19 protein-coding genes are annotated in these 25,410 nt (G+C 36.1%); all 19 read right to left on the reverse strand.

The window, feature by feature from the left end; translation table 11 throughout:
- Nucleotides 1-4 precede the first annotated feature (4 nt).
- Nucleotides 5-1,099 carry a non-hydrolyzing UDP-N-acetylglucosamine 2-epimerase gene (wecB, locus tag P9E47_RS01925; protein WP_326162472.1) on the reverse strand — a complete coding sequence of 365 codons (1,095 nt, stop codon included), beginning with the start codon at nucleotides 1,097-1,099 and terminating at the stop codon, nucleotides 5-7.
- 159 nt (nucleotides 1,100-1,258) lie between these two features.
- Nucleotides 1,259-2,629, reverse strand: a complete 1,371-nt coding sequence (locus P9E47_RS01930; protein ID WP_326157272.1) for a sugar transferase — start codon at nucleotides 2,627-2,629, stop codon at nucleotides 1,259-1,261.
- Nucleotides 2,630-2,725: 96 nt separating this feature from the next.
- Complete coding sequence (locus tag P9E47_RS01935; protein WP_326162474.1) at nucleotides 2,726-3,967, reverse strand: glycosyltransferase family 4 protein; 1,242 nt, start codon at nucleotides 3,965-3,967, stop codon at nucleotides 2,726-2,728.
- Nucleotides 3,968-3,970: 3 nt separating this feature from the next.
- The gene (locus P9E47_RS01940) at nucleotides 3,971-5,119 is read right to left on the reverse strand and encodes a glycosyltransferase family 4 protein (RefSeq protein ID WP_326162475.1); all 1,149 of its coding nucleotides are present in this window, start codon (nucleotides 5,117-5,119) and stop codon (nucleotides 3,971-3,973) included.
- Nucleotides 5,120-5,122: 3 nt separating this feature from the next.
- The gene (asnB, locus tag P9E47_RS01945; RefSeq protein ID WP_326162477.1) at nucleotides 5,123-7,087 is read right to left on the reverse strand and encodes an asparagine synthase (glutamine-hydrolyzing); all 1,965 of its coding nucleotides are present in this window, start codon (nucleotides 7,085-7,087) and stop codon (nucleotides 5,123-5,125) included.
- Nucleotides 7,088-7,105: 18 nt separating this feature from the next.
- Complete coding sequence (gene asnB / locus P9E47_RS01950; RefSeq protein WP_326162478.1) at nucleotides 7,106-8,971, reverse strand: asparagine synthase (glutamine-hydrolyzing); 1,866 nt, start codon at nucleotides 8,969-8,971, stop codon at nucleotides 7,106-7,108.
- Between the two features lie 37 nt (nucleotides 8,972-9,008).
- Nucleotides 9,009-11,570, reverse strand: a complete 2,562-nt coding sequence (locus P9E47_RS01955) for a hypothetical protein (RefSeq protein ID WP_326162480.1) — start codon at nucleotides 11,568-11,570, stop codon at nucleotides 9,009-9,011.
- A gap of 60 nt (nucleotides 11,571-11,630) precedes the next feature.
- On the reverse strand, nucleotides 11,631-13,211 hold the full coding sequence (locus P9E47_RS01960) for a glycosyltransferase (protein WP_326162481.1): 1,581 nt from the start codon (nucleotides 13,209-13,211) through the stop codon (nucleotides 11,631-11,633).
- Nucleotides 13,192-14,217 (reverse strand): glycosyltransferase family protein, encoded by a 1,026-nt coding sequence (locus tag P9E47_RS01965; RefSeq protein ID WP_326162482.1) that lies wholly within the window; start codon nucleotides 14,215-14,217, stop codon nucleotides 13,192-13,194. The genes P9E47_RS01960 and P9E47_RS01965 overlap by 20 nt, the downstream gene beginning before the upstream one ends.
- Nucleotides 14,218-15,294 (reverse strand): non-hydrolyzing UDP-N-acetylglucosamine 2-epimerase, encoded by a 1,077-nt coding sequence (wecB, locus tag P9E47_RS01970; RefSeq protein WP_326162484.1) that lies wholly within the window; start codon nucleotides 15,292-15,294, stop codon nucleotides 14,218-14,220.
- Between the two features lie 12 nt (nucleotides 15,295-15,306).
- On the reverse strand, nucleotides 15,307-17,199 hold the full coding sequence (locus P9E47_RS01975; RefSeq protein ID WP_326162485.1) for a methyltransferase domain-containing protein: 1,893 nt from the start codon (nucleotides 17,197-17,199) through the stop codon (nucleotides 15,307-15,309).
- A 34-nt stretch (nucleotides 17,200-17,233) separates the two neighbouring features.
- Nucleotides 17,234-19,060 carry an ABC transporter ATP-binding protein gene (locus P9E47_RS01980; RefSeq protein WP_326162486.1) on the reverse strand — a complete coding sequence of 609 codons (1,827 nt, stop codon included), beginning with the start codon at nucleotides 19,058-19,060 and terminating at the stop codon, nucleotides 17,234-17,236.
- Nucleotides 19,053-19,847: an ABC transporter permease gene (locus P9E47_RS01985; protein ID WP_326162487.1), complete on the reverse strand. Its 795-nt coding sequence runs from the start codon at nucleotides 19,845-19,847 to the stop codon at nucleotides 19,053-19,055. The genes P9E47_RS01980 and P9E47_RS01985 overlap by 8 nt, the downstream gene beginning before the upstream one ends.
- Entirely contained in the window at nucleotides 19,847-19,978 is a 132-nt protein-coding gene (locus P9E47_RS01990) for a hypothetical protein (protein WP_326162489.1), read from the reverse strand. The genes P9E47_RS01985 and P9E47_RS01990 overlap by 1 nt, the downstream gene beginning before the upstream one ends.
- Before the next feature lie 15 nt (nucleotides 19,979-19,993).
- Nucleotides 19,994-21,337 carry a nucleotide sugar dehydrogenase gene (locus P9E47_RS01995; protein WP_326162490.1) on the reverse strand — a complete coding sequence of 448 codons (1,344 nt, stop codon included), beginning with the start codon at nucleotides 21,335-21,337 and terminating at the stop codon, nucleotides 19,994-19,996.
- A gap of 286 nt (nucleotides 21,338-21,623) precedes the next feature.
- Nucleotides 21,624-23,258 carry an O-antigen ligase family protein gene (locus tag P9E47_RS02000; protein ID WP_326162491.1) on the reverse strand — a complete coding sequence of 545 codons (1,635 nt, stop codon included), beginning with the start codon at nucleotides 23,256-23,258 and terminating at the stop codon, nucleotides 21,624-21,626.
- A gap of 13 nt (nucleotides 23,259-23,271) precedes the next feature.
- Complete coding sequence (locus P9E47_RS02005; protein ID WP_326162492.1) at nucleotides 23,272-23,745, reverse strand: tetratricopeptide repeat protein; 474 nt, start codon at nucleotides 23,743-23,745, stop codon at nucleotides 23,272-23,274.
- Nucleotides 23,746-24,040: 295 nt separating this feature from the next.
- Nucleotides 24,041-24,748, reverse strand: a complete 708-nt coding sequence (locus P9E47_RS02010; protein ID WP_326162493.1) for a stalk domain-containing protein — start codon at nucleotides 24,746-24,748, stop codon at nucleotides 24,041-24,043.
- A 163-nt stretch (nucleotides 24,749-24,911) separates the two neighbouring features.
- Nucleotides 24,912-25,410 (reverse strand): RNA-guided endonuclease InsQ/TnpB family protein (locus P9E47_RS02015; RefSeq protein ID WP_326162494.1); only part of this gene is annotated, 499 nt, incomplete at its 5' end.

A 25,410-nucleotide genomic window follows, 5' to 3' on the forward strand; every position in this document is an offset into this window, starting at 1 on the left:
TTACTTATTTAAATTCTAAAATGGCCTTATTAATCTTCTCTGCCGCATGACCATCTCCAAATAGCGGAGGCTGCGGATGTAATAAACACGTTAATTCCCTAGTCACTAGTTTTAAAATCCTATCTACTTCAATTGGACTTAACACATTCCAGCCATTTTCCAACGTCTCGACCCATTCTGTTTGATCCCTCAATGTTGTACAAGGTGTTTTTAGGAAATAAGCCTCCTTTTGCAGTCCGCCGGAATCGGTCACAACCATATAAGCATGGGCTGTTAAGTATAGCATGAGCAAATAACCCACAGGTTTTATAATGATTGTATTATTGATTTCAATATCGTAATCCTCTATTAACCTCCGCGTTCTTGGGTGCAGTGGCAACAGCACCGGCTTGTCCATTTTTTCAAATGCCGCAAAAATGGAGCGCAGTTTGTTAGGGTCATCAGTATTTTCAGCTCGATGAATGGTCGCAAGGTGAAAGTCCTTTTCTTTCAAAGCAGGAAAATTGCTATTTTCCTTTCTTAACTCTTCTAACCAAGCACCATTGGCATAGCGGCTCTTGGAGATTTCAATATTTCGCACCACGACATCATACATGATATCGCCAGTCTGGATGACACCAGCTGTAACGCCTTCTTTTTCTAAATTATGTACAGCTGTAGCCGTTGGGCATAAAAGCAAATCAGAAAGATGGTCTGTAAGTACTCTGTTTTGCTCCTCAGGCATCCTTTTATTGTAACTACGTAGACCTGCTTCGACATGGAATACCGGAATATGTAATTTACTTGCCGCTAATGCGCCTGCCAAGGTAGAGTTTGTATCACCATAGACAAGCAACCCATCTGGATTTTCTTTTACAATAATTTCTTCAATTTTTTCAAGCATCCGACCTGTTTGCATCCCATGTCCACCGGAGCCTACACCTAAATGATAGTCCGGTTTCGGGATGCCCAATTCTTCGAAAAAAATGTCAGACATATTGGTATCATAATGCTGACCTGTATGTACTAATATTTCTTCGTTTTCTTTTCTGAATACTTCAGAAAAAGGTGCTGCTTTAATAAATTGCGGACGAGCACCGATAATTGTGATAATTTTCATTTTCTACATTACCCTTTCATCCAATATTCCATACTATAACTACTAGGTAGTTTTTGACTTCATTGTAACATAAAGTAGCAAATTATATACTGCCATATCATCAAATTAACAAAACCAAAAAAGACCTGCCAAAAAAGACAGGTCATGTCATAACCAGTTTCAAAGATTCATCGGTACATTCTTATCAACCTTTTTTGGAGATCCTACTTGTTTCCCACCTTCAGCTTTCGTCTTGTCGAACAGGACAATAACCGTTCTTAATTGAATAACAATATCCAACCAAAAAGAATAATTCCGAATGTAATATAAATCAAATCGAAGTTTATCCTCGACATCGGTTGTATATTTCCCCATCACTTGAGCATACCCCGTGATTCCCGGCTTCACGGTTGTCCGGTAGCCATAATAATGATGGTCCTGCATGTATTGATTGATAAAGAACTCTCTTTCAGGTCTTGGGCCAACGACAGCCATATCGCCTTTTAATACATTCCAAAACTGCGGAAGTTCATCGATCCGAGTTCTTCGAATAAAACTACCAACTTTTGTTATCCGAGGATCATTTTCTGTCGCTAAAGTCGGTCCTGTTTGTTTTTCAGCACCATTGACCATCGAGCGAAATTTATAAATCGTAAACTCTTTATTATCCCTGCCTAATCTTTTTTGTTTATAGAAAACAGGTGCTTTTGGGTCTTCCAGCTTGATGATGATGCCGATAATGAGAAACAGCGGTGCCAACAATCCTAACACCAAAGCGGAAAAGATAATATCATAGAGTCTTTTCGATAACAGTTGGTCCCATAACAGCCCAAATGGCTTGACCGCCATAACCATAGTATCCCCCACAGATGTGATCGACGATTTTGATAGCATTAAATCGTAAAGGTCGGGGATGACAAAGACAATTTTTCCATTTTTGATAGAATGGTATAGATACTCAGAGCGGCTTTCACCAGCAACACTAGAACCGACGAAAACATAATCGACCGTTTCAATCAAGTTGTTAACCTTACTTGTTGAATTTTGTGCGCCAATTTCTTTAATTATAACAGTTTTGCCGAGGCTCTCTTTTATTTGTTCAATCATCTTATCTTTTTCGTAAATGTCATCGCTGATTACGAGCACGGTTCCTTCAAATTTTTGTTCAGAAAATTTTTTAAACAAAATTTTCCACGCAATTAAAAGGAATATTTCAATCAAAAAGGCCAGCAATACAATGGTTCTTGGTAATGCAAACTCTCTAAATAAAAATGAGAATGACATCGTTAGAAAACTCATAAAGGTAGAAGCCACCAACACATTGCGAATAATATCCCATTTGCCTTTTCTGCTCAAATTATATAAATCATAAATGGCTAAAAAGAATAAAGAAATTAACAGAATCCACGGTATTAACGAGATAAATGATTCCCAGTTTCTTTGTGGAATTTCATCATAACGAAGATAAAAGGCCAATATATAGGCCGCACACACTAAAAGCAAGTCGACCACAAGAATAATCGCCTTTCTACGTCTTTCTACAATTTGCATAAAAAAACCCCTAGTTTCGCTATTTTCATAGTTTAAGTTTAGCATAACTAGAGGGTTTAAAGTATGTTATTTTATAGGTATTATTGCCAAGTTATTTCAACTCAACTGATGTAGCCATTCTGCAAGCTGTCGTGCTTGTTTTTCCCTACTAAAATGCATTTGAATAATTTCTAGACCTTGACCAGGTTCACAGTGAATTTGATGATTTGCTACAGCTTTCAAAACATTAACTAAATGATGGTTTCCTCGTTCACTTAAAGAACCGTACATTCCAATTTTATAGGTCGTTAATACGTTCTCTATTTCCCCGTTAACTGTTGAAATAATCGGCTTATCATGAAGAATATAATCAAATAATTTATTTGGGAGTGCGTCTTTAAACAGTGGGATATTCTTCAAGCAAATAATAAAGGCATCTGCCATTGTTAAATAATCGTTTATTTGATCCTTGGGGACAGACGGCAAGAGTGTCACTTTATCTGTAAGCTTCCGGTCGGCAACGGCTTTTATTAAGTTTTCTCTTTCAGGACCATAGCCAATCAACAAAAATTTAAGATGGTTTTTCTCTTTTAATTGTTCTGCAGCGTCAATAATCTGATATAAGTCATTGGCTGGGCCGTGGGAGCCGGCGTAAACAAACACAAAGTCGTCTGCCTGATAATGGAGTTCTTCCCTTAACTGTTCTCGTTTCGAAGCATGTAGTTTTACGTTGATGTTAAACGTATCCATGTCAATGCCGTTTGGCAAAAAGTAAACCTTCTCTTCTGGTATTCCTTTTTCTAATAATCTTGAATAAATTCCGTTGGTAAGCGCGATGATACGGTCCGCATGCTGATAAAGCGTCCGCTCCATCCAGCGCATGACTTTGACAATCCTCTTATTTTCCGGTACACCATTGATTTGTACTAATGAATCTGGCCATAAGTCACGAATTTCCAACACGAAATGCGTTCGTCTCAGCTTCGCGATTAATAAAGATGAAAAAGCAGTAAACAATGGCGGAGACGAGCCAATAATGACATCGGGCCTATCCCTTTTACATAGACCAACTAGTAGTAGCAGGAATGAAAATAACAACATATTAATGCTGCGCAGTGCTCCATTTCCTTTGTAGGAGTTGGCACCGATCCATTGAAAAATGAAGCCTTCCATTTTTTCTTCCTTACTAATTGTAAAAGGATAGAAGCGGTACTTTTTATTATGGTGAATAAAATTGCAGCCAAACAATCTTACTCGAAATTCCCTCGCTAAGTATTTAGCCAATTCATAATGCCTTGTGCTGGCTGGATACTCAGGGGTAATACTATATTGATTAATGATCCAAATGCTTTTTTTCATGATTTACACCAACAATCGATTATATAGGTCGTCTAATTTTTTGCTTTCCTCTTCCCAATTTCCCGCGGTTAAACTCCAATTCAAGGCATTTTCCCGACAATTGTGCAGCCTCATTTTGTCGGCAGTAAGTTCATTAATGGCTACGGCAATACTTTCCGGACTAAAAGGGTCAAATAGCGCTCCAAAATGTACCTGTTGATTTAAACGGGCAATTTCCGGGATATCACTGGCACATACGGCAAGGCCTGCCATTAAATATTCAGAAAGCTTATTCGGAAAGCTGTAAAGATTATTCAAGCACGTTGGTTTATACGGGATGATACCGATATCGGCGCTTTGGGCAGCGGTCACGAGCTCCCTCATCGACACGGGCGGACAAAAGACAACTTTCCCTTCCTTCGTCAGGTCTTTTGCTATGTTCCGTAGCTCATCTTCGATTGGGCCGAATCCTCTGAGATGGAGAACCACGTTTCCTGTAACATGTTCGAAAGCCTGTATTAATTCCTCTAAGCCGCGGTCCTTCATATAACCGCCATGATAAAGGACGATAATTGGCTCGGGCGCTTGTTTTGTAGGTATCTTAGTTGTGACGGTTTGCTTCGTTGTGAAATTATGAAGAATAATCGGTTTCTTTTGAAGCTTGTAGCGATTTTGTAATTCATTGGCAATCGACTCATTGACCGTAATGATCTCATCTGTTCTTTTGACAAGCCAGCCTTCAACGATCATGACGACTTTTTTAAACAATGGTGGAAAGTCAGGACGCTGTTCAATCCAAAGCTCATGGGAATCATAGACTAATTTTGCATTTCTTAGTTTCGCAGCTAGGAAAGCTGCCGGAAGCATTTCGAAATCATGGGCATGATAGATATCTGCATTTTGTTTATAGGCGGCAAGGCCAATTTTAACAGTAGAAGCTAATTTTCTGACGATTTTATTCAAAATCGAAGCACCGCTACCGTTTTCCTTTTTAATACTATTCACCCGTTGAATTTGATAAGCGCCGGCATTCTCGTGTTCAGCTGTAGTAAGGGAGTGTCGTTCCCCGACAACAGTTAAGGAGCACTTTTGCCCAACGACATTGGCTTCTTTCGTTACACGAGGGTCAGAGCTAACCCCATTCATGACAAGCATACATACTTTTTTATTCATGGTTTACTTCGCAACCTTTTCTTTGATAGATCCATCAGCATTTACATACTTAGGGTCTTGATCGATATAGATTTTAAACCAGAGCTCAATATTCATTAACGTCCATAATTGCCAGCTATAATCTTCTGTAGAGTTAATCATGTTTTCGATTGCTTTGGAATTAAATAAATTCCGCTCTTTTGCAGACTTGTCCAGCAAGATATCCTTAACTAGTTTCGGATTGCTCTTAAACCAGATATTGATCGGCGTTGGAAAGCCCTTTTTATCTTTCCTATTTAATACTTCATCAGGGATAATGCCTTGAATGGCCTTTTTAAAAATATACTTTGGTTCTAGGCCCTTCACTTTGATGGCACTTGGTATGGATGCCGCATATTCGACTATCCGGTAATCCAATAATGGTACCCGTGATTCCAGCGAGACAGCCATGCTCATCCGGTCTTCCACTTGTAATAAGCCCGGTAGGTAAGCTTTCATATCATGGTAGAGCATTTTATTAAATATATCGGTAGACGGGCAATTGTTGATATATCGTGTAAATACCTTGTCCGCGTCATATTCTTTGACGAATTCTTTAAAATGCTCTGTCAGGAGTGACATGTCTGCGAACTTAAAGGATGTACTATAATTTCTCCAAATTGCTGGAAAAGAGTTGGATTGGAGTTCATTATCCCTTTGCATCGTACGAAAAACCTTTTTCACCGTCGTTTTGACACCGTGCTGCTTCATATACCCTTTTAGGAATACGAATTTATTAATAAGACGTGCCACTCTCGTTTTCTGCGTATGTTGGATGGCTTGGTCGTCTTTGTTATTTTTCAGATAAGCCTCATACGTCAAAAAATAGCGTGGATAGCCGCCAAAAATTTCATCCCCGCCTTGGCCTCCTAATGCCACCTTAACGTTATCAGCCGCCAGTTGGCAAACCGCATATTGCGGGATAATCCCCGGTCCAACACAAGGCTCATCCATATGCCAAATGATTTTTGGTAGCACATTTTCAAACCATGCTTGATTCGGCACTGTTTCCAAATATTCTGTGCCCGCTTGTTTCGCTACTAACTTTGCATACTTCGTTTCATCGTAAAATTCATTCTCGGCAAACTTTCCTGAAAAGGTTTTAATTTTTTGGTCTAGATTTTGGGCCGATAATACTGTCACCGTGCTGGAATCCAACCCACCGCTTAGATGGCAGCCAACTGGCACATCGCTGCGCAAATGAATCTTCACAGCATCTTCTATTAAATCGCGCAAGCCGCTGATATATTCCTCTTCCGTTTTGTTCGTTTCTTTAAAGTCAACATCCCAGTATTGCTCAATGTGTAACCCGGATGCTTCAGAAATCGTCCCATAATAACCTGGCAACAACTTGTAAATGCCTTTGAAAAACGTTTTATTGTCTGGAACATACATAAACGAAAGATAATCGTAAATCGCTGCAAAATTTGGCTCTCTTTTAATAGAGGAATCTGCAATAATCGCTTTTATTTCCGAGCCGAATACGAAACGATCCTTATCATGATAATAATAAAACGGCTTAATGCCTAAGCGGTCTCTAGCAAAAAACAGCTCCCGCTTTTCTTTATCCCAAATCGCAAACGCAAACATGCCATTCAACAATTGCAAACACTCCGGTCCTTTTTCCGCAAACAGCTGCAGAATCACTTCAGTGTCAGAATGCGTCTGAAATTCGGCTCCTTTTTTGATCAGGTCCTCCCGCAGCTCGACATAGTTGTATATCTCGCCATTGAAGACAATCGTATAACGGTCATCAACCGTTGACATTGGTTGATGACCGGATTTAAGATCGATAATGCTGAGACGGCGAAAGGCTAGGCCGATGTTATTATCGAGATATAGGCCGGCGTCGTCTGGGCCGCGGTGGATGATGCTGTCTCTCATATGGATTAATTTGTTTGATTCAACTTTTTGTTTATCTAGCTGATAAACACCTACGAAACCACACATACATATGCCCCTTTAGAATTATTGATCAATATGTGTCTTAAACCACAACTCCAATGAAAGTGCACCCCATATTGCTCGGCCAAAGTCATTTTCATTATTAATTTTGGCTTCTAATTCCTTTATGTTAAATAAACCGCGTTCTTGCGCTCGTTTGTCCAATAGAATTTCCTTTACATAATCTCCAACTTTGTTCTTATACCATTTTTGCAAAGGAACTGGGAAGCCCATTTTATCTTTTCGGTATAATACTTCTTCAGGAATTATATTCTTTATGACTTGCTTAAATAAATACTTTGGTTCTCCGTTCTTAAATTTGATTGCTGGCGGAATCTTAGCAACCAATTCAACGATGCGATGGTCCAATAATGGGACACGTGATTCTAAACCGACAGCCATGCTAGTGCGATCCTCAACATGCAATAATGCTGGTAAATGAACTTTAAGATCAAAATAAAGCATTTTATTTAAAAATGAGTCAGCATTTGAGCCATTAAACACCTTCTGAAATTCCGCAAAAATTAAATCATTCCCGCTAAAAATTTCAGGGTTATATAATTTTTCAATTCCACCTGAACGGTCCATCAATTTATAATATCTTTTATCCTCTGACTCGAATAGTCCATCAGACCAAAAGTATTTTAACATTGGGACATATTGCTTTATGGTAGAAAGATTAGGTACTAAAGATGCCAAATCAGTTTTACTCTCATAAATAGCACCTTTTAAGCATTCTTCTAAATAACCTATCAAATAACGAGTATAGCCGCCAAAAATTTCATCGCCGCCTTGACCGCCTAATGCTACCTTTACATTTTCAGCAGCAAGTTTGGATACCATATATTGCGGGAATACACCGGGGCCCGCAGAAGGTTCATCCATAAAATAGGAAATGTTCGCTAATGATTCGATAAAATCATTTTCATCCGGATAAATTTCCATATATTGTGTACGGGATCGTTCAGCGACCAATCTTGCGTATTTTGTTTCATCAAACTGTTCACCCTCACTGAAAGCACCTGTAAAGGTCTTTAACGGTTGACCAGTTTGATTATATTCGGCTGCTAGTGTCACAATCGTACTGGAATCTAAGCCGCCTGATAGATGAGCCCCTAACGGTACATCTGAACGCAGTCTAATTTTCACCGCATCTCTAATAAGATAGTCAAGTTCTTCAAGAAACTCTTCTTCTGAGCGCGTATAATCGAGATTGAATTCTACATCCCAATATTTTTTAATTTCGAGTACATTGGCTGCTCTATCGACAATCATGCAATGGCCTGGTAAAAGCTTTTTGACATTTTGAAATAATGTTTTATCATTTGTTATCGTTTGGAAAACTAAATATTGTTGAATAGATTCGGCATCTTCCTTTCGTTCAATAAGATCAGAAGCTAAAATGGCCTTTATTTCCGATGCGAATAGGAAGGTACCTTCGACCCTAGAATAATAAAAGGGTTTAATTCCTAACCTATCTCTTGCACAAAATAGTTTTTGTTTCTTAACATCCCATAATGCAAAAGCAAACATTCCTATAAAGTAATTCACACACTGTTCACCATATTCTTCATAAGCATGGATGATTACTTCTGTGTCCGAATTTGTTTTAAACCTATGTCCCTTTGCTTTTAATCTTTGTGCCAGCTCTACATAATTATAGATACAGCCATTAAAGGTAATCCAAATCGTGTCATCTTCATTGGATAAGGGCTGTTTGCCACCTTCCGGGTCAATAATCGCTAAGCGGCGATGACCTAGATACACTCGATTATCTTCTGAAGTCCATTCACCTTTTCCGTCTGGACCACGGTGCATTAGTTTATCAAGTGCTAAGGAAACATTATTAGTTAATTTTCTATTAGTTATTTGTCCAAATATACCACACATAATTTTCTCCTTGTAAATGACAAAATTTATGTCAAAATTATAGCTTTGAAAAATCTATTTCTACGATGTCAATTGGTCCAGTTATATAGATATTTAGGCTATCTACCTTTGAAATATTTTCAAGTTTAAATGCATTTACAGACCATAAATTTAAATCCTCGTTATTCCCAAGTTTATCATTAAGTAGAATATTCCCATCATTATCTACAACTTTAATATGAGAATCCCCTTTAACCCTATAAGTCATATTGATTAATAATTCGTTTAAATTTTCCTTATTAGAATATTCTAATGCCAGTTGGTCTGATTCAAAAATTTCAAAATAAGGCTGCTTTCCAAATAGGCCGAATTCACCGTAGTTTGCATTGCCTCTTGTGATATTTGAATTAATTTTTATCGTTCCAAATATATTTTCTTTAATTCCAACATTTCCATTTTCCTTGAATGTCAATTTACTATTCTCTTGCTGTTCAGGTATATCATTCAACAGAAGAGCTATTAAATGTAGTTGAAACCCTCTTTTATCCAAGGTACTATTTTCTGATGCTAATAAATTAGTATTTATTAATGCTTTACTGTAGAACCATAAGTAATTTGAGACGTCAATAGTATTATATAATTGAGCAAAATTAACAGCAGCAGCTACTTGTGAGTCATCTATAGTTGCATGACTATATGGACTTGATATATAAATATTAGGATTCCTGACCTTTCCACTCCAAAAGCCTTCTATCGCTTTAGTCATTCTCCAGCTTTCAAAACCGTCTATCAGACCTAACTGTGCCGCCTCTAAAATACCTCTAGTTGTCAACATCGCATGTCGCACATCATCAATACGTTGTGTCCTTAGGTCGTAAGGCCAGATGTAGGCTCCGGAGGTGCCGTCGATTTTAATATAATCTAGAAGGTAATTTAAAATTTCCTTAGCCCTTACAAAATATATTTCATTATTCGTTAACTTATAAAGTTTTAAATACATGCTTAATGAAGATCCTGAAATGTTGAGTACTGAGATATTATCGTGTTCATACTCTGAATATCCGTAATAACCTTTCTTTTCGCCTGTCTTATAGTAGCGACTCTCCCACGAGAGAGCAATTTTTTCAACTTCTTTAACTATTTTATCTAACTCATTTTTATGCCTATTATATAACGCATGATTACTTTTAATAGCTTCTACTAAATTTAAAATGCTATAACTGCTTTCAAATGTTTGATAAGTATATTTAGTGTATTCAGGATTTTCGGTTCCATCCTGGAAGGCGTCAAACTTATCAGATCTCCCCCACCCCAAGATTTCACCTTCATTTACTCCTTTTGCACCTAACAATTGGTTCATTTCATTAATAGCTAACTTTATTAAAAAATTTTTCTTTTCCTCACTTAATAAATCAACTTTTTTATTTGATAGTTCTATATATGAAGCCAAACTATTTAACAAAAATCCCTGAGGAATTACTTCGTCATAAATTTGCGCTGGGTTGGTTTTTTCTAGACTCTCAATAAGTTGTTTATCAAGAAAATTAAACGCTGATTGCCCAGGTAAAATTTCAAAATCCGCTGGTGTGTTTTCCTTTGATAATTTATGGTTTAATTTAATAATATCATTATTAACATTTAAAACTCTGCTATCAGGACTTTTATCATTTATTATAGCTGTGGGAAAATAGGGTAATATATTACTTTTCCCTTGTCCCAATCCCTCAAAATAATAGTAATAATAAAAGGCTATTACCCCGCCATCTTGACCGTTTTTTAGTTGTGCATCTCTTATTTCAGGTTTTAAATACCAGTTATAAAACCCTAAAATTTGATTATTTTCCATAAGACTTATAAATCTTTCAGATGGTTCTATTTTCAATATTTTATTTATATCAACTAAAAAAGCAGTATTTATTTCTGCATCTAACCAAAGCCCTTCAGAGTAGAAAACTTGATGCCCTGAGATAAATTGTCCCAAGCTTGATTGGTAATCCCATCCTAAACCTAAGAATGTACCATTAATCCCTTGGATTGAAGCCAAGCTTGCAGTTAGGTCTGCTAACTCAGAACAATCACCCATCTCTAGCATAGTAAGACTAACAAAACTATCCACTGATGTTGTTTGCGTTCCAAACTGATAATTTCCATGTGCTAAATTCATCGACATTAATAATCTATATTGTTTTTCTGTTAATCTAGGATATAAACCTTTAAAATAATCCTCATTATCCCGATAATATTTATCCAATTTGGTTTTAAAATATTCTTTTACTTTTTCACTATCATTAATATTTTTCTGTTCCATTTCACTTATCCAACGCTTTAAAACACCTTTAAACCTGCTTGTAAACTCCTCAAACGTTTTTTTATTATTAAAAAACATTGCTTCGTGATATTGAACTGGTAAAGCCTCTACATGTGGTCTACTAAAACTTTCTAGCCATTTTGTATCTTTTGTATATGGAGGATTTTCTCCAGTAAAAACGAATTCACTAATATTCTTGCCATTACTTAAACGATTTGCTTGGGACATTGCTAATATATTGTCTATATTTAGAACATAAACAAGCAAAATAACTGATATAAAAAGTGATAAAACCTTCCACCTTTTTCTCATTAAAATAATCTCCTGACTTTTACCGTTGTAAAATTGTTAGTTTTTTCTGATACCTATTAATTAATTTATTTGTTCATATAAGTTTATTAGGCTACATTTTTCGTTTTCCCATGAATACTTATAACCGTTCTCTTTAAGATTTTTCTTAAAATCAATTAATCTAATAATATCAATTTTGTCAATAGCCTCTGCGAACGATTGGGGATTATCCATATCAGCTACTAAACCAAAGCTATTTTGTTCAACAACATGCTTTACATAAGGTAATTGATTAGTAAGTATCGGTAATCCAGCTTCAATGAACTCATACAACTTATTAGGTGATACGTAGTGGGTATTCAGATCTTTATTAGTCGGATATGGTATAAGACCTATATCTGCTGATGCTGAATAGGTTAACAATGTACTTTGTGGTTTAGCCGGTACAAATACTACCTTATTTTCAACATTCATCTCTTTTGCTAATGCTTTTAAGTCTTCAGCATAATCACCGTAACCCATAATTAATAATACCCATTTATCACTTTTAACATATGACATTGCTTTGATTGCATTTTCAAGATTACGCTCTGGGGCAATCCACCCTTGATACAATAATAGAAATTTATCTTTAAGTTGTGGGTAATCCTCTCTAAAGCGATCGTACCTTTCTCCGGGTATATATTCTGATTCATTTTTAATTGCATTTTGTACAATATCAATGCTTTTTAAGTTATATCTTTCCTTAACAACGTCACCTAGCATGAAATTAACCATAATGACCCTGTCAGCAGAATTTACATATTTTTTTTCTGTTCTCCTTAAAAAGGATTGTTGTTTTTGACTTAATCTTGGTTGTTCCGGATAAAACTCGTGCATATCATAAACTAACGGTATATTTAGCTTCTCTTTAATCTTCACACCAATTTTTAACATTGGTAAATCATGAACATGAATAATATCTGGCCTGTAAAAAAGTGCCCTTTGATAAAATCTATCTTCATATGCTGTTAACGTAAATAGTCTCGTGGAAATTTTTATCGTATAATTCACGATAATATTTATTAACTTTGCAAATGAAGTGACTATGAAATTATGGCCTTTCACAATTAAGAGAATGATAAATTGATATATTTTTGTTAATAGGAGGAGGCTTTTATTTGATAATTTACCAGTCATTTCAATACATTTTAAAAATAGTTTTAATGCAATCCACATTATTTTATTTACTACCCTACTTTTCCGTGAAAGAACTGATAATTTACCAAATATTTTTTGCCCAAATAATGAGAATTTATTAATTGCACTAATAACTTTATTTCTAGTAATCATGATGAAATTTGTACCTTTTCCTGAAAGCTTCGAACAGAAATTATTAAATCTCAGTGAATTCGAGTTTATTTTTTGGATTACTTTGCCGTGAATGCTATAAATCATAAGCAGGCGGTGTTCTACACCATTAAACTTTATTCTCTCGATGCGAACCCGACCATCTTGTTCAAATTCGGATTGATTTTCATCTCCACCAGCGATTAAATAGACCTCATAGCCTTCATCGATTAAAGTCTCAGCTTCTACTAATATCCTCCGATCAATAGCAATATCGGGAGCTAACATTAATACTCTTTTATTTTTAAAAATATTATTTTTTTTTGTTATCATGGTCATAATACTCCAAACATTTGATTGCAAGAGGAACTGGGTGGTGGTATTTCAGTGCATATTCCTCTCCTCTTTGGTTATAAGAATGTAACATCTCTCTATTGTTGTAAATATTCTTAATAATATCCTTTAAATTGTATGGATTTGCATTAATTAGAGGCGGTGCTTCGTCATACTTTTCTAGTAAATCTTCACGTAAATACACAACAGTTGGAACACCTAAAGCCATTAGTTCGGCGGTTAATAATCCGTAAGATCCAACCAGGAGCTGGTCAATTGCCAGATCTGCATTCATATAACTATGCAATGCATCTTTATGAGTCATATTTTCAATTAATAATAATTCAATATTAAGACCTTCACTTTTTAAGCTTTCCACTGTATCGATAATATATTTCGTACCCTTTATTAACCTATTTGTTGGCGCATGGGCAATGGTTAAGCGATCTTTCTGTTTGACACGATCCACTTTGTTTTCGTTTTTGATCTCGTCGATAATATCAAAATCAACAACCTGTGGTAAGAGAACGGACCTTTCAACAAATTCTAATAAATCCGGAGTTGAAACAAAATTAATTTCCCCATATTTTTGAGCAATGTCATGGGCTAACTGGCGATTTGCACTGCAGAGCTTTGGAAAGCATTCCTGACAGGCTGAAATCGGATATTTCATGATGGTTGTTTTTTCATCTCGGATATCACAGCCACAAAAATAAAAGAAAATCTTTTTTCCTAGTTTACTGAGCCATTTTACGTCCTGTAAGCCACTACCAAGCAAGCTACTGCCAAAATAAAAATGGAACACATCAAATTCTAAGGCAAATTTCATTGCCTTATTAATTTTTTCACTTTTAGATGCTGGATTATTTAAGACAATATCAGAAGGAAATTTAAAATGATTGGTTTGGAAGCTATAAGAGATTGCGTCATGCCCCAATCTCGATTGCTCCCGTGCTAGAACTCCTGCCATACCACCAATATTTTCAGGAGCATGTAAAATTTTCATTTACAATGCCTCCTCAATGATATCAGTAATTGATTTCGCAACTTCTGTAGAACCGTATATTTTTCCATGATTACCACCAGTTGTTAAATCCCATAAAATCTCAGCATTCTCGCCTGGCTTATAAAGTTTTGCCCAGCCTGTGTCAATAATTTCAACCCACTCCGTTGAATCTCTTAAAATTGTGCAAGGCTTTTCCCAATGATATGCTTCTCGTTGCACACCGCCTGAGTCAGTTAAAATTTTAATCGCTTTCCCTTCAAGGGCTAACATTTCTAAATAACCGATTGGCGGTATTAAATGAAATACTTTGTTTTGTAATAAATCGCTCAGACCATGTTGTTCGATCATTTTCTTTGTTCTCGGATGAAGCGGCCACACTACTGGGTAAGGTGAAGTAATGATGCTCTTTAAGAACTGTTCAATTCTCTCTTTGTTGTCTACATTTTCAGCACGATGCAGGGTTAATAAGACATAGTTATTTTCGGTAAGATTGTATTTGGCCAATATATCGGCTGCTAAGCTACCTGCTTTTGCTTGATATTCATAAAAGCATTGTGCTAGCAGGTCGCCGACAACATAAACACCTTTAGTTATTCCCTCATTATTAAGATTTCGTTTATTCACTTCAGTTGGACAAAATAGTAATGTACTTGAATGATCGGTTAATGTCCGATTGATTTCTTCAGGCATTTTTTTATCAAATGATCTCATCCCTGCCTCAATATGGATAACAGGTATATGGAGTTTTACCGCCGCAAGCGCTCCTGCAAATGTTGAATTAGTGTCGCCATCAACAACAACTGCATCGAATTTATCAACTAGCAGCTGTTCTTCAATTCCCTTAATCATCGCAGCTGTTTGTTGTCCATGACTACCGGAACCAACTCCTAGGTTGATATCTGCCTCAGGTAATTCCAAATCAGTAAAGAACTGCTTGCTCATTGTATCATCATAATGCTGCCCGGTATGAAGTAGAATTTCCTTATGCCCTCTGCTTTCTAGCTCTCTTCTTAATGGCTTTACTTGCATAAACTGTGGACGTGCCCCGACAACCCGTAACAATTTTAATTTTTTCAAATGTTCCATCCCCTATCCCTTTTTAAACCACTTAAGTGCTTTCGTTTTCTTCTCTGATTCAACTTGTTTTCTTAAATACTCAACCTCAAGATTTCTAATTTCTAAATTGGATTTCAATCCAAAAATCTCATTGCTTAGTTTAGCTTTTTCCGTTTCCCACTCTAACCTTGCCCTTTTTTCATTGATAATCGCACTTTCTAAGCTTTGCATTTGGCTTTTAAGGTCTTGAACTTGTTTTTTTAGATCTTCCTCTAGGAGAGCAATATCTTCCATGTTTGTTAATTTAGAGCTTAAGTTGACGATTTCATTGGTCAAAGCGGAGAAGATCTCTTTCCTTTGACTACTATGTTCTACCGGTTCAAAAAGGCGAATTGCATTTAACTCATTTGCACTTCTATCAAGCAAATGGCTAGTCATATCGAAGCAATTTTCCTTAGCCTGATAGATTAATGAAGTATCCTGTTCACTACTAGACATAAACAAGCATTGATGTTGAGCCGTTACTTCAGGAACAGATACTTCCGTATTTGGCGTAATCTCAATTGCATATTTTTCAATTTGCAGATCAGCGACTTCATATATGATAATCTCTGCATCCTCTTCCGATTCGTCTGCCCATATTAAATCGATTAACAATCCATAAGGTGTTAGATGCTTATCATTTTGACCTATGTTAATCGTTAAAATTGTCTCTTTTCCAGGGGTATCCACATACACTTCCGTAATGTTAAGCTGTGGATATGGCGGGATTGAATATAAAAGTGCCGAAAGCATCCCCTTCCTATTAGCTGTAAATCTAACCGCCAATTTTATCTCTTCAGATTGTGAATTGGGCGGAAGAACAAGCTTTAGCGCTAGATTTGAAGTAGGCTTATCTTTTTTCCATGATAAAAACCTCGAACCCCCGTCACCTGAAACAGCTATCTCTCCATTGTTCAACACATAAGCAGGCGACCTAAATAAATCAATTCCATTTAAAACGGCATCCTGCTCAGAAAAATCAATATCATAAATTGATTTAAATAATAATTTTGCAGGATTTGTATGTTCTGAGATTATTTTTGAAGTTAGCAAAATACTATTATTAGTAGTCATTCCTGTCTCGTTGTTCGTTTTAGTTGGGAATGTCACGATTCCCATTTCCTCATAAATACAGCCGAACATATTTCTATTTCTTGAAGTAAAGGGGCTAAATATCGTTGTAATATTTTCAGCACCACTAATTTCTTCATTACGAAACTTATATTCACACTGTGGGCAAATTGTATCATGCTGATGAATCGCACTTACCCCGCTTGCCACTAATGAACTGCCAATACCATATGGGATATTAGATTTCAAATTGCCCATTGGCACAAAGCGGAAGTCTCTTTTCTGCAGCTGTACTTCAACTAGTTCTTTCCATTTTGTTAATGTAAATTTATTAACATGGTAATATGGACTAAAAGTTGCGCTACAATGAGGACATACGGTTTGGATTGCATCAGATTCAAGATAAGGACTTACTAATAACACAGGTCCTTTACAAACGCGGTGAATTTCATCGACAACTTTTTGTAAATTACTAGGTGGAATATGTTCTAGTACATCAATACAAAAGCAAAAATCAAAATAATCATCTTCAAAAGGTAGTCGTTCTAAGTCTGCCTGCACACTTTGTAAAGGGGCTTTTACATGCTTAAGAGCTTCCTCGCTAAAGTCAATACCGTACCCTTCTAAGCTTGGAAATTTACTTATGATTTCTTTAATTAATATTCCATCCCCACAACCAAGATCAGCTACTCTTGATCCACTAGGAAGGTCCGCACATAAATGTTCCACATAGATGATTACATGCTTTTGTAATCTTGTAAGATAATCTCGACCCCATAATTCTTTATTTTCATAATAAGAACTATTACTCATTTAACACTGTCCTTTTCAAAAAGTCATTTCTAACTTAATCCAAGTTAGCATTCCACCTTATTTCACTTCTACTAATACCTAAGTCAATGATGATATCTTCAGGCTGGATGACTTCAATTTCATATCGTCTATCTTGTAGTACATAGGCATTTTTTTCAGTGTCTAACGAATGATAGTTTAAAGGTGGAAAAATCCCTACACTAACCAAGTAATTCCCTTTTCCTAATGATAGGGAGGGAATTTCTAAGATGACTTGCCCCTTATCACCCGTATTAAGCACTAGATGCTTCATTTGTAGTCCGGATAATGCTTGAAGCGCAATAATCCCCAAACGGTGGATACAGATTACAAACTCTGCCTTAAGCGGACCTTTCTCTACTTCGTAGTCTATCTTTACTCGCATCTTTTCAAAGCTCTCAAATATCGGTGTTTCATTGCCATCTTTATCTTCGAATGTAACCTTTAATAGCTTAATGGAGCCATCATCAATTTCATTTTCGAGCTTGCTTTGTTCATATTCTTGACTGTTTTCTATCGAGTTCATACCTAACTGTTCAGTAATTCCGTTACTCTTTGTTTCGATATTCTTTACTTCTTCCGCCTTATGACTTTGATCGAAGAAATTATCATCTACATTTACTTCTGATACTATCCAACTATCGTCTGTTTTATATTTTTCCGATATTAATTCTCCGACTTTAATGTAGTTTTTGCCATCATATAATTCCATTCTGGCTTTGGAATGCTCGTTTCCTCTGTGCTTTACCCTTAATTTTACATCTTGTAGATGTTTTATCGTATCAAGGTTAAAGACAACGGCAGAACAAAGACTATCTTCCGTTGTGATATTCCGGTAATAATCACCCATTTCATCAACACTAGGATTTCCCCATTTACTAAAATGATTATCGACAAGGATAAAGCCATTGTATTCATATGATTGGTCTTGAGGTTGGCCAATGTTTACTGAGTATTCAAGCTTGTTTTGTGAATAATACTCAACACTATTTAAACTAATTGGGTCTCCCTCTTCATGAACCATCCTTAAAATAAATTGGGTCTTTTCATTAAGAATGTTATTACCCTTTTCATTTTTACTTTTCAGGCGTAGTGCTGTTCTTTTCCTTACTTCCTGTGCATATGCCTTGGATACATCGGGCGTTGGCCCATCCATTTTTAAGCGTCCTCTATCAATCCATATGCACCGGTCACAGAGCATTTCCACACTCGACATATCATGACTGACAAATAAGACAGTTGCTCCAGATTCTTGTGTTAATTTCTTCATTCGATCAACTGATTTACTCGCAAAATAGGAGTCACCTGCACCGAGCACTTCATCAATAATTAATATATCCGGGTTTATTGCTGTTGCCGTTGAAAAAGCAAGTCGTGCATACATTCCTGCGGAATATGTTTTAATTGGTTGGTCAATAAAACCCTCTAATTCAGCAAAATCAATGATCTCGGATTCGAGCTTTTTAATTTCTTTCGGAGACAATCCTAAATATGCTAATGAAGCATGAATATTTTCTCTTCCTGAAAACTCTGGATGAAAGCCTGTTCCTAACTCCATTAAAGCTTGGATGTTACCATTTACTTTGATATTCCCTTCAGTTGGAGTGATACCACCAATAATGGATTTTAAAAGGGTACTCTTTCCTGCACCATTGCGGCCAATTATGCCGATTCTTTCCCCTTTTTTTACAGATAAATTAATATTTTTTAAAGCCCAAAATTCCTGATACTTATTCCTTGATAAAAAGCCTAGATTAAAAACATCCAATATTTTATCAATAGGCTTATTATATAACTTGTATAGCTTACCTAACTCTGAAATTTCAATTGCGATATTAGACATTGTCCGTAAACACCCGCTTCATTTTTGTAAAGAACCAAAATCCTACGATAAATGTAAGAAAAGACATGATAACAAGTGTGACCGATACATGAGTACTAGGGAGTTTCCCTAACATTAACACACTTTGATAAGAAACAGTTAAATAGTAAACAGGATTAAATGCCAAATAAGGTCGGAGGTTTTCTGGGATCATATCCTCTGTATAAGCAATTGGACTAACTAACATCAACAACAAAACTACAACAGAGATTATACTTTGTAAGTCCCGCACAAAGACATTAATACTAGAGATAATCCAAATTACACCCATTGTAAACATGATTTGCAGTATCCAAATGATAATTATCAGTGGCATAAAAATAGTCCATTTACCTAATAAAGCAAGGACTATTAATAGCATAAACATGCCTGTAACCTGTGTGCTTTGCGATGCTAACACTGATTTGGCAGGCACTAGTTCAATTGGAAATAATGTGTTCTTCATTAAGTTTGCATTGGAAACAACTGAGCCCACCCCCATACTTAAGGCTTCTGAAAAGCCTAAGAAAGGGATTAATCCGCAAAATATTAGGGCAACATATTCATTAGAATCAAAAAGCTGAAACTTAACTTTAAATATAAATAAGTATACTAATGCATAGGCTCCTAATAATAACAACGGATAAAAGAATAGCCACAAAGCACCAAGAAGAGAACCCGCAAACCTCACCTTTATATCATTCCTAGTGGTTTGCCACAGGAGGTTTCGATACTTATATAGTAATGTAAATGGTTCCTTTACTTTCATTAAATCTCACCAACTAAATGGGGTAGAATTTTCTCTGAAGCCTTTCCGTCCCCATAAATATTTGAACATATCGTGTTTTCTTTTTTACTAATAAATTGCGGCCGTGAACCCACAATAGTGAAAATCTTCATCGTATATCTCCTTTATTACAACTTAAAGTATCGGCAACCAAATAGTTCTTTGTTTTTCATAGCGTTTCTAGTGTCAAAAATTAAATTGGAATTTTTCGCTATCATCTCATAATCAAAGGCTGTATGATCTGTTGTTATTAAGACAACATCTGCATTCTTTAACATCTCTTCATTTATCGCTACTGTTTCTACTATTTCGTTATTTAAATCAAACTTTGCAACATACGGATCCGCTACTTGATAATTCGCCCCAGCATTCTCAAGTTGAGTAAGAATATTTAATACTGGTGATTCCCTGACATCGTCAATATCTCTTTTATAAGCTACACCAAGCACTAAAATCTTGGCTCCATTTAGAGATTTACGTTCTTTGTTTAGGATTGTCATCAACTTACTAACGACAAAATCCGGCATTGAATTGTTAATTTCACCAGCTAATTCAATAAACTTTGTATGGTAATTGTATTCCCTTGCTTTCCAAGTTAAATAAAACGGATCAATCGGGATGCAATGACCACCTAATCCAGGGCCTGGATAGAAAGGCATAAATCCATATGGTTTTGTTTTGGCTGCATCAATTACTTCCCAAACATCGATACCCATTTTGTTACAAAGAATTGCCATCTCATTAGCCAAGGCAATATTCACATGACGGAAAGTATTTTCATAGATTTTTTCCATTTCCGCAACTGCTGGACTTGAAACTTCATGGACTTCCCCTTCTAAAACAGAACGATAAAGTGAGGCTGCGACTTTTGTGCAATCATTCGTCACACCACCGACCACTTTTGGTGTATTTTTCGTTTTAAAATGTTTATTACCTGGGTCAACACGTTCAGGAGAGTAGGCCAAAAAGAAGTCTTCTCCACATCTTAAGCCTGAACCTTCCAGAATTGGCCTTACTAATTCTTCAGTTGTACCTGGGTATGTTGTGCTTTCCAAGACAACTAACATTCCAGGTTTGATATATTTGGAGATTTCCTTTGTTGATGCCTCCACATAGCTTGTGTCTGGCTGTTGATACATATCTAAAGGTGTTGGCACACAGATAGCAACTGCATCAACTTCACTAATTAACGAATAATCAGTCGTTGCTTTCAATCTTTTATCCTGGACTATTTTGCGCAAGTCATCATCGACAACATCACCAATAAAGTTAATACCGTTATTAACCATATCTGTGCGCTTTTCTTGCACATCAAACCCGATCACATGAAAGCCTGCCTTTGCCTTTTCAACCGCTAAAGGCAAACCAACATAACCAAGACCAACGACACCGATTATTGCCGTTTTGTTTTGAAACTTTTCTATTAAACTCTCCGCTAAGGTTGATAAATCTTTTGAAGATAAAACTGTCATTAAAATTTCCCCTTTACTAGCAAAAATTAGATAACTACCAAAATATCTATTCTTTTTTCTCAATATTAAAAATCAACAATATTCATCATAAATCTTCAAAATACCCTATTAATTATAAAATAGTAAACTAAAAATCACAATGTGAATAAATAGAAACTGCCAATTTGTTAACAATTGCAGGATATGGATAGCTTTGACTGCCAACAAAAAAGGTCCTATTGATGAGTGTCAATAGAACCTCGTGTTGACAATTTGACTGCTGATGATTAGATAAAGTTCATAGAACCTAGTCTATAGTTTCTTCATACTGATTAATGTTTGATGCTAAGACTCCCATTAAAATCCAAAAGATTGGGGCGGCTGCCACGATTGAATCATTGAATAGTCCTTGGATTAAATAAGCAAGACCTAAGAGGAGAATGCTCAATGTCAACACGCCATTATGACTAGCCATATGTTTTTCATGTTTAAAATAAACTTTTAATTGTTTAAAAACAATCAGAATCATTATGGCCATAAAGGACAGAAATGCGAAAAATCCAGATCCATACAATAATCCTAAAAACATATTGTGCGGTTTATCGAAAATAATATTACTAGTTCCTAAATTCGCAATAATAGCCGGATCGTTTTGTGGGAAGAAGTACGGGAATGTATCTAAACCATAGCCAAATAATGGTCTTTCCTTCACTAGTTCCAACGTTTTTTCCCAGTTATAAACACGCCCTGTTCCTGCTCCTATACCTGGCTCCGGTAATGTAGGAATACTAAATTTTACATTTGTATCAATTTCACTACCTTCAGCATATGCACGGTCAGGTAAAAATATTTCGTTCAGCCCCTTTTTGACATCATGTTCAATAAACATTAGAGATGCTTGCGGCTGACTTGCAAATGGATTTTCTTTTACGATGAAGCCGATGGTTTCATCCCATACCCGTGGATTTTTATTAGCAATTGGAATAAACATCGCAGTTGCCAATATTAAAAATGAGCCTAAGACAAGCAGCGCTTTTCCTTTTTGCTTATGAACTAGTATTGCTAAAATAATGAATGGAAATAATGCCAAAATGGTTAAAAATCCGCTTGTTGAGAGCGATGTTAATACGATCACCAACGAGAATAGCCCCATCACAACATTGATTGCAGTTCTTAGCTTATTTTTATCAAAGAGAGCCCAAGTTAGAAATAAAATAGCCAGAATTGAACCAACTCCGCTATTATAGTTAGGATTACTTAGCGTCCCCCATAACTGTGCCCCTTCAGAAAGTTGTGCATCTTCCGGGATTGAACCTAAAATAAAGTTATGTACCCAACCAATATCTAATAAATTTTTGCCATTTAATATAGCCAGGCTAGTAACCATATTCAAAATCACAAATGGATATAAACTATATAAAAAGCCGCTGATTTGCTTGGTTGAAAACTTCATATTTGCTGTAACAAAAAAGAGTACAATGTAACAAATAAAGGCTATTGTTCCTTCATGGCGGTTGTACATCCCATGAAGGGCCAAGCTTTTATATGGTGATAAAACTGCCGAAAGAGTTATTGCAACAGCTAAAATTCCTAGAAAAAGATTCAAATAATTTTTTGAGATTTTGTATTGTAAGAAAAATACTTTATAAAGAAATAATATCCCAATTAGAATAGTGATGATGATTAAAAAGATATACTTATAATATGAGAATATATCTGCTTGCATGCCAGTACTTAAGAAAGTAAGTTTTGGACTGATATATTCACTTAAATGTGCTTTAATGAATAATGGAATAATCACAAGTGCTGTTATTAATAATATGTATATAGTTTTGTCGATTGTAGCCGATTCTTTAACATCTATATTGTTTATATTGTCGTCACGTTCAATTTTACGTTCACTATTGGCCTTTGACTTTTTATAATATTTGTTGTAATCCATCATATCCCCTCCTCTACGATTGAAGTTCTTTCTCTATTAATTGGAGAAGCTCATCTTTTTGTGCTTGAAATTGCTGAGCGACAGGCTTTTCTAGATAGGCCTTGGCAAGGTCTAATTGTTTAATATGATACAAGCTTTCCCCCATTTTAAATGTAAAGGTTTGATCCTCTAACAATGCTGGGCGGATATCTATAGCCTTTTGGAGGCAAAGGGCGGCTTTATCAAAGTCTTTTTGGCCGCTGTATGCTAAACCGAGTTGGTAATATAATTTATATTCATCTGGGTGTTTTACGACTAATTGTTCGAGCGCTTTGATACCTTGTGGCAGCTGATTGGTCTGAATGAGCTGAACAGCTTGTTGATACAGCCCAAAATCCTCTTTATACACTTTAGCCTGTTTTTCTCCTGCGCTATTTGTATAGATAATTCCTATTAAAACAAACAGCAAGATTCCCAAAAATATGTATTTCACTGTACTTGATTTCATCTAGGCAAACTCCTCTAATATATCTTTTTGAACATAAGTAAATTTTAGTTGATTTCCAGAAATAGTTCAACCTTTCGACAGTAAATTGCGACAATGTGACGAAAGGTTGGGAGGAATTGTTAAGGGGGAAGACCCGGCTAATTTACGTTGAGTTTAAGTTCCAAAATTGAGTATGCACCCATATCAGGCGCACGCAAAAACACAACCAGCCTTTTATGCTAGTTGTGCCGATATCACAATCGTATCAATTTCATTGTAAAATAGGAAACATGAGAACCATCACGTCCCCTTGTTTTTATTTTACCTGCTCTAAATAAGCATCAAACAATCCAATTTCAGCTGATTTTTCTGAATCTAGATCTGTTTCAATCCGTAGTTTAACTGCATCTGTTACATTCAAATTAACATCAGCTGGTAATTTCCCTCGTGTGATTTGTCCAGCATAGATTCTTTTATCGTCTGCATAAATCCTTACTTGGATTGGTTTATCAATTTCTCCAGATCCTTCGGTAAATCCAATCGTTGCAGAAAATTTTGTATACTCTCTGTTTAGGTCAAAGGTAAATTTCCCCGATGGTTTCTTTGTCATTGTTGGTTCATATTTTAACAATAGATATTTTGAATGTTCTTTTTTAATTTTATCTTTCACTGTCTTACTTCCATTACTATATTCATATGAAAGGGCAGTTGTCTCATCATCTGAATGTTTTATGCCATCACCAAGGTAAACTCTTTCGCCATCGAATTGCCCGATAAAGATAGTTTGTGTTTTCGTGTCATATTTGATTGGTTGGCCAAGCTTATCTGCGATGAAGCGTAATGGAACAAATGTTGTTCCATTATAGGTAAATGGTTTTTGCTCAGGCATTTGTGAGACATTGTCAATCTTAATATCTTTAATACTATAAAATACCTCAATTGCCTTTCCTCCTGCTGCAAAAACACCGATGGAGCTGAATGTAATCGCTCCAGCTATAAAGCCTATAATGAATTTTTTGTCCATGCGTTTATACACCTCCATGTTTTGTCAACAACCCATGACTAAAGTCACAGGCTTGTAAGATCTTACGACCTTTAGAATTTACAGCGGACAACAAGACTAGTGTCCTGCCCTTCAAACCACGCTAGAGGTACTGTTTGGGCTCCAAGCAACCCGCTTGTATGATTTAAGCCACAACTATTTGTGGTAGAATTACTTCTCTAGTATAACGTTCTCCATAGTGCTTAAGGTTGAACGCTGAATTAATATCACGGTCATGATGTGTACCACAAGAAGGGCAATCCCATTCACGAATATCTACATTTCCTTTTAATGAAGTATTCTTATAACCGCAAGTTGAACATAATTGTGTAGACGCGAAATCTTTCGGTGCCTTGACAAAGTATTTTCCTCGTTGTTCTAGTTTGTATTTTAGATACAGACGGAAATTACCAAAACCATTATCTTGCTGATTTTTGGCATAATACTTGTTTTGTCCAATCGCACGAAGGTCTATATCCTCTACTACAATCATGTCATAGCAGTTCGCAAGAGCAAAGGCTTTCTTGTGAAGCCAATCTTTTCGTTGGTTTGCTACTTTGCTTGTCAGTCTTGAAACAACAAGTCTTTGTTTTTCCCAACGGTTAGAGCCTTTTATTCTGCGTGATAACACTCGTTGTTCTTTC

Origin of the sequence: Schinkia azotoformans, from assembly GCF_035811335.1 — a bacterium.
Taxonomy (GTDB): Bacteria; Bacillota; Bacilli; order Bacillales; family Bacillaceae_J; genus Schinkia; species Schinkia azotoformans.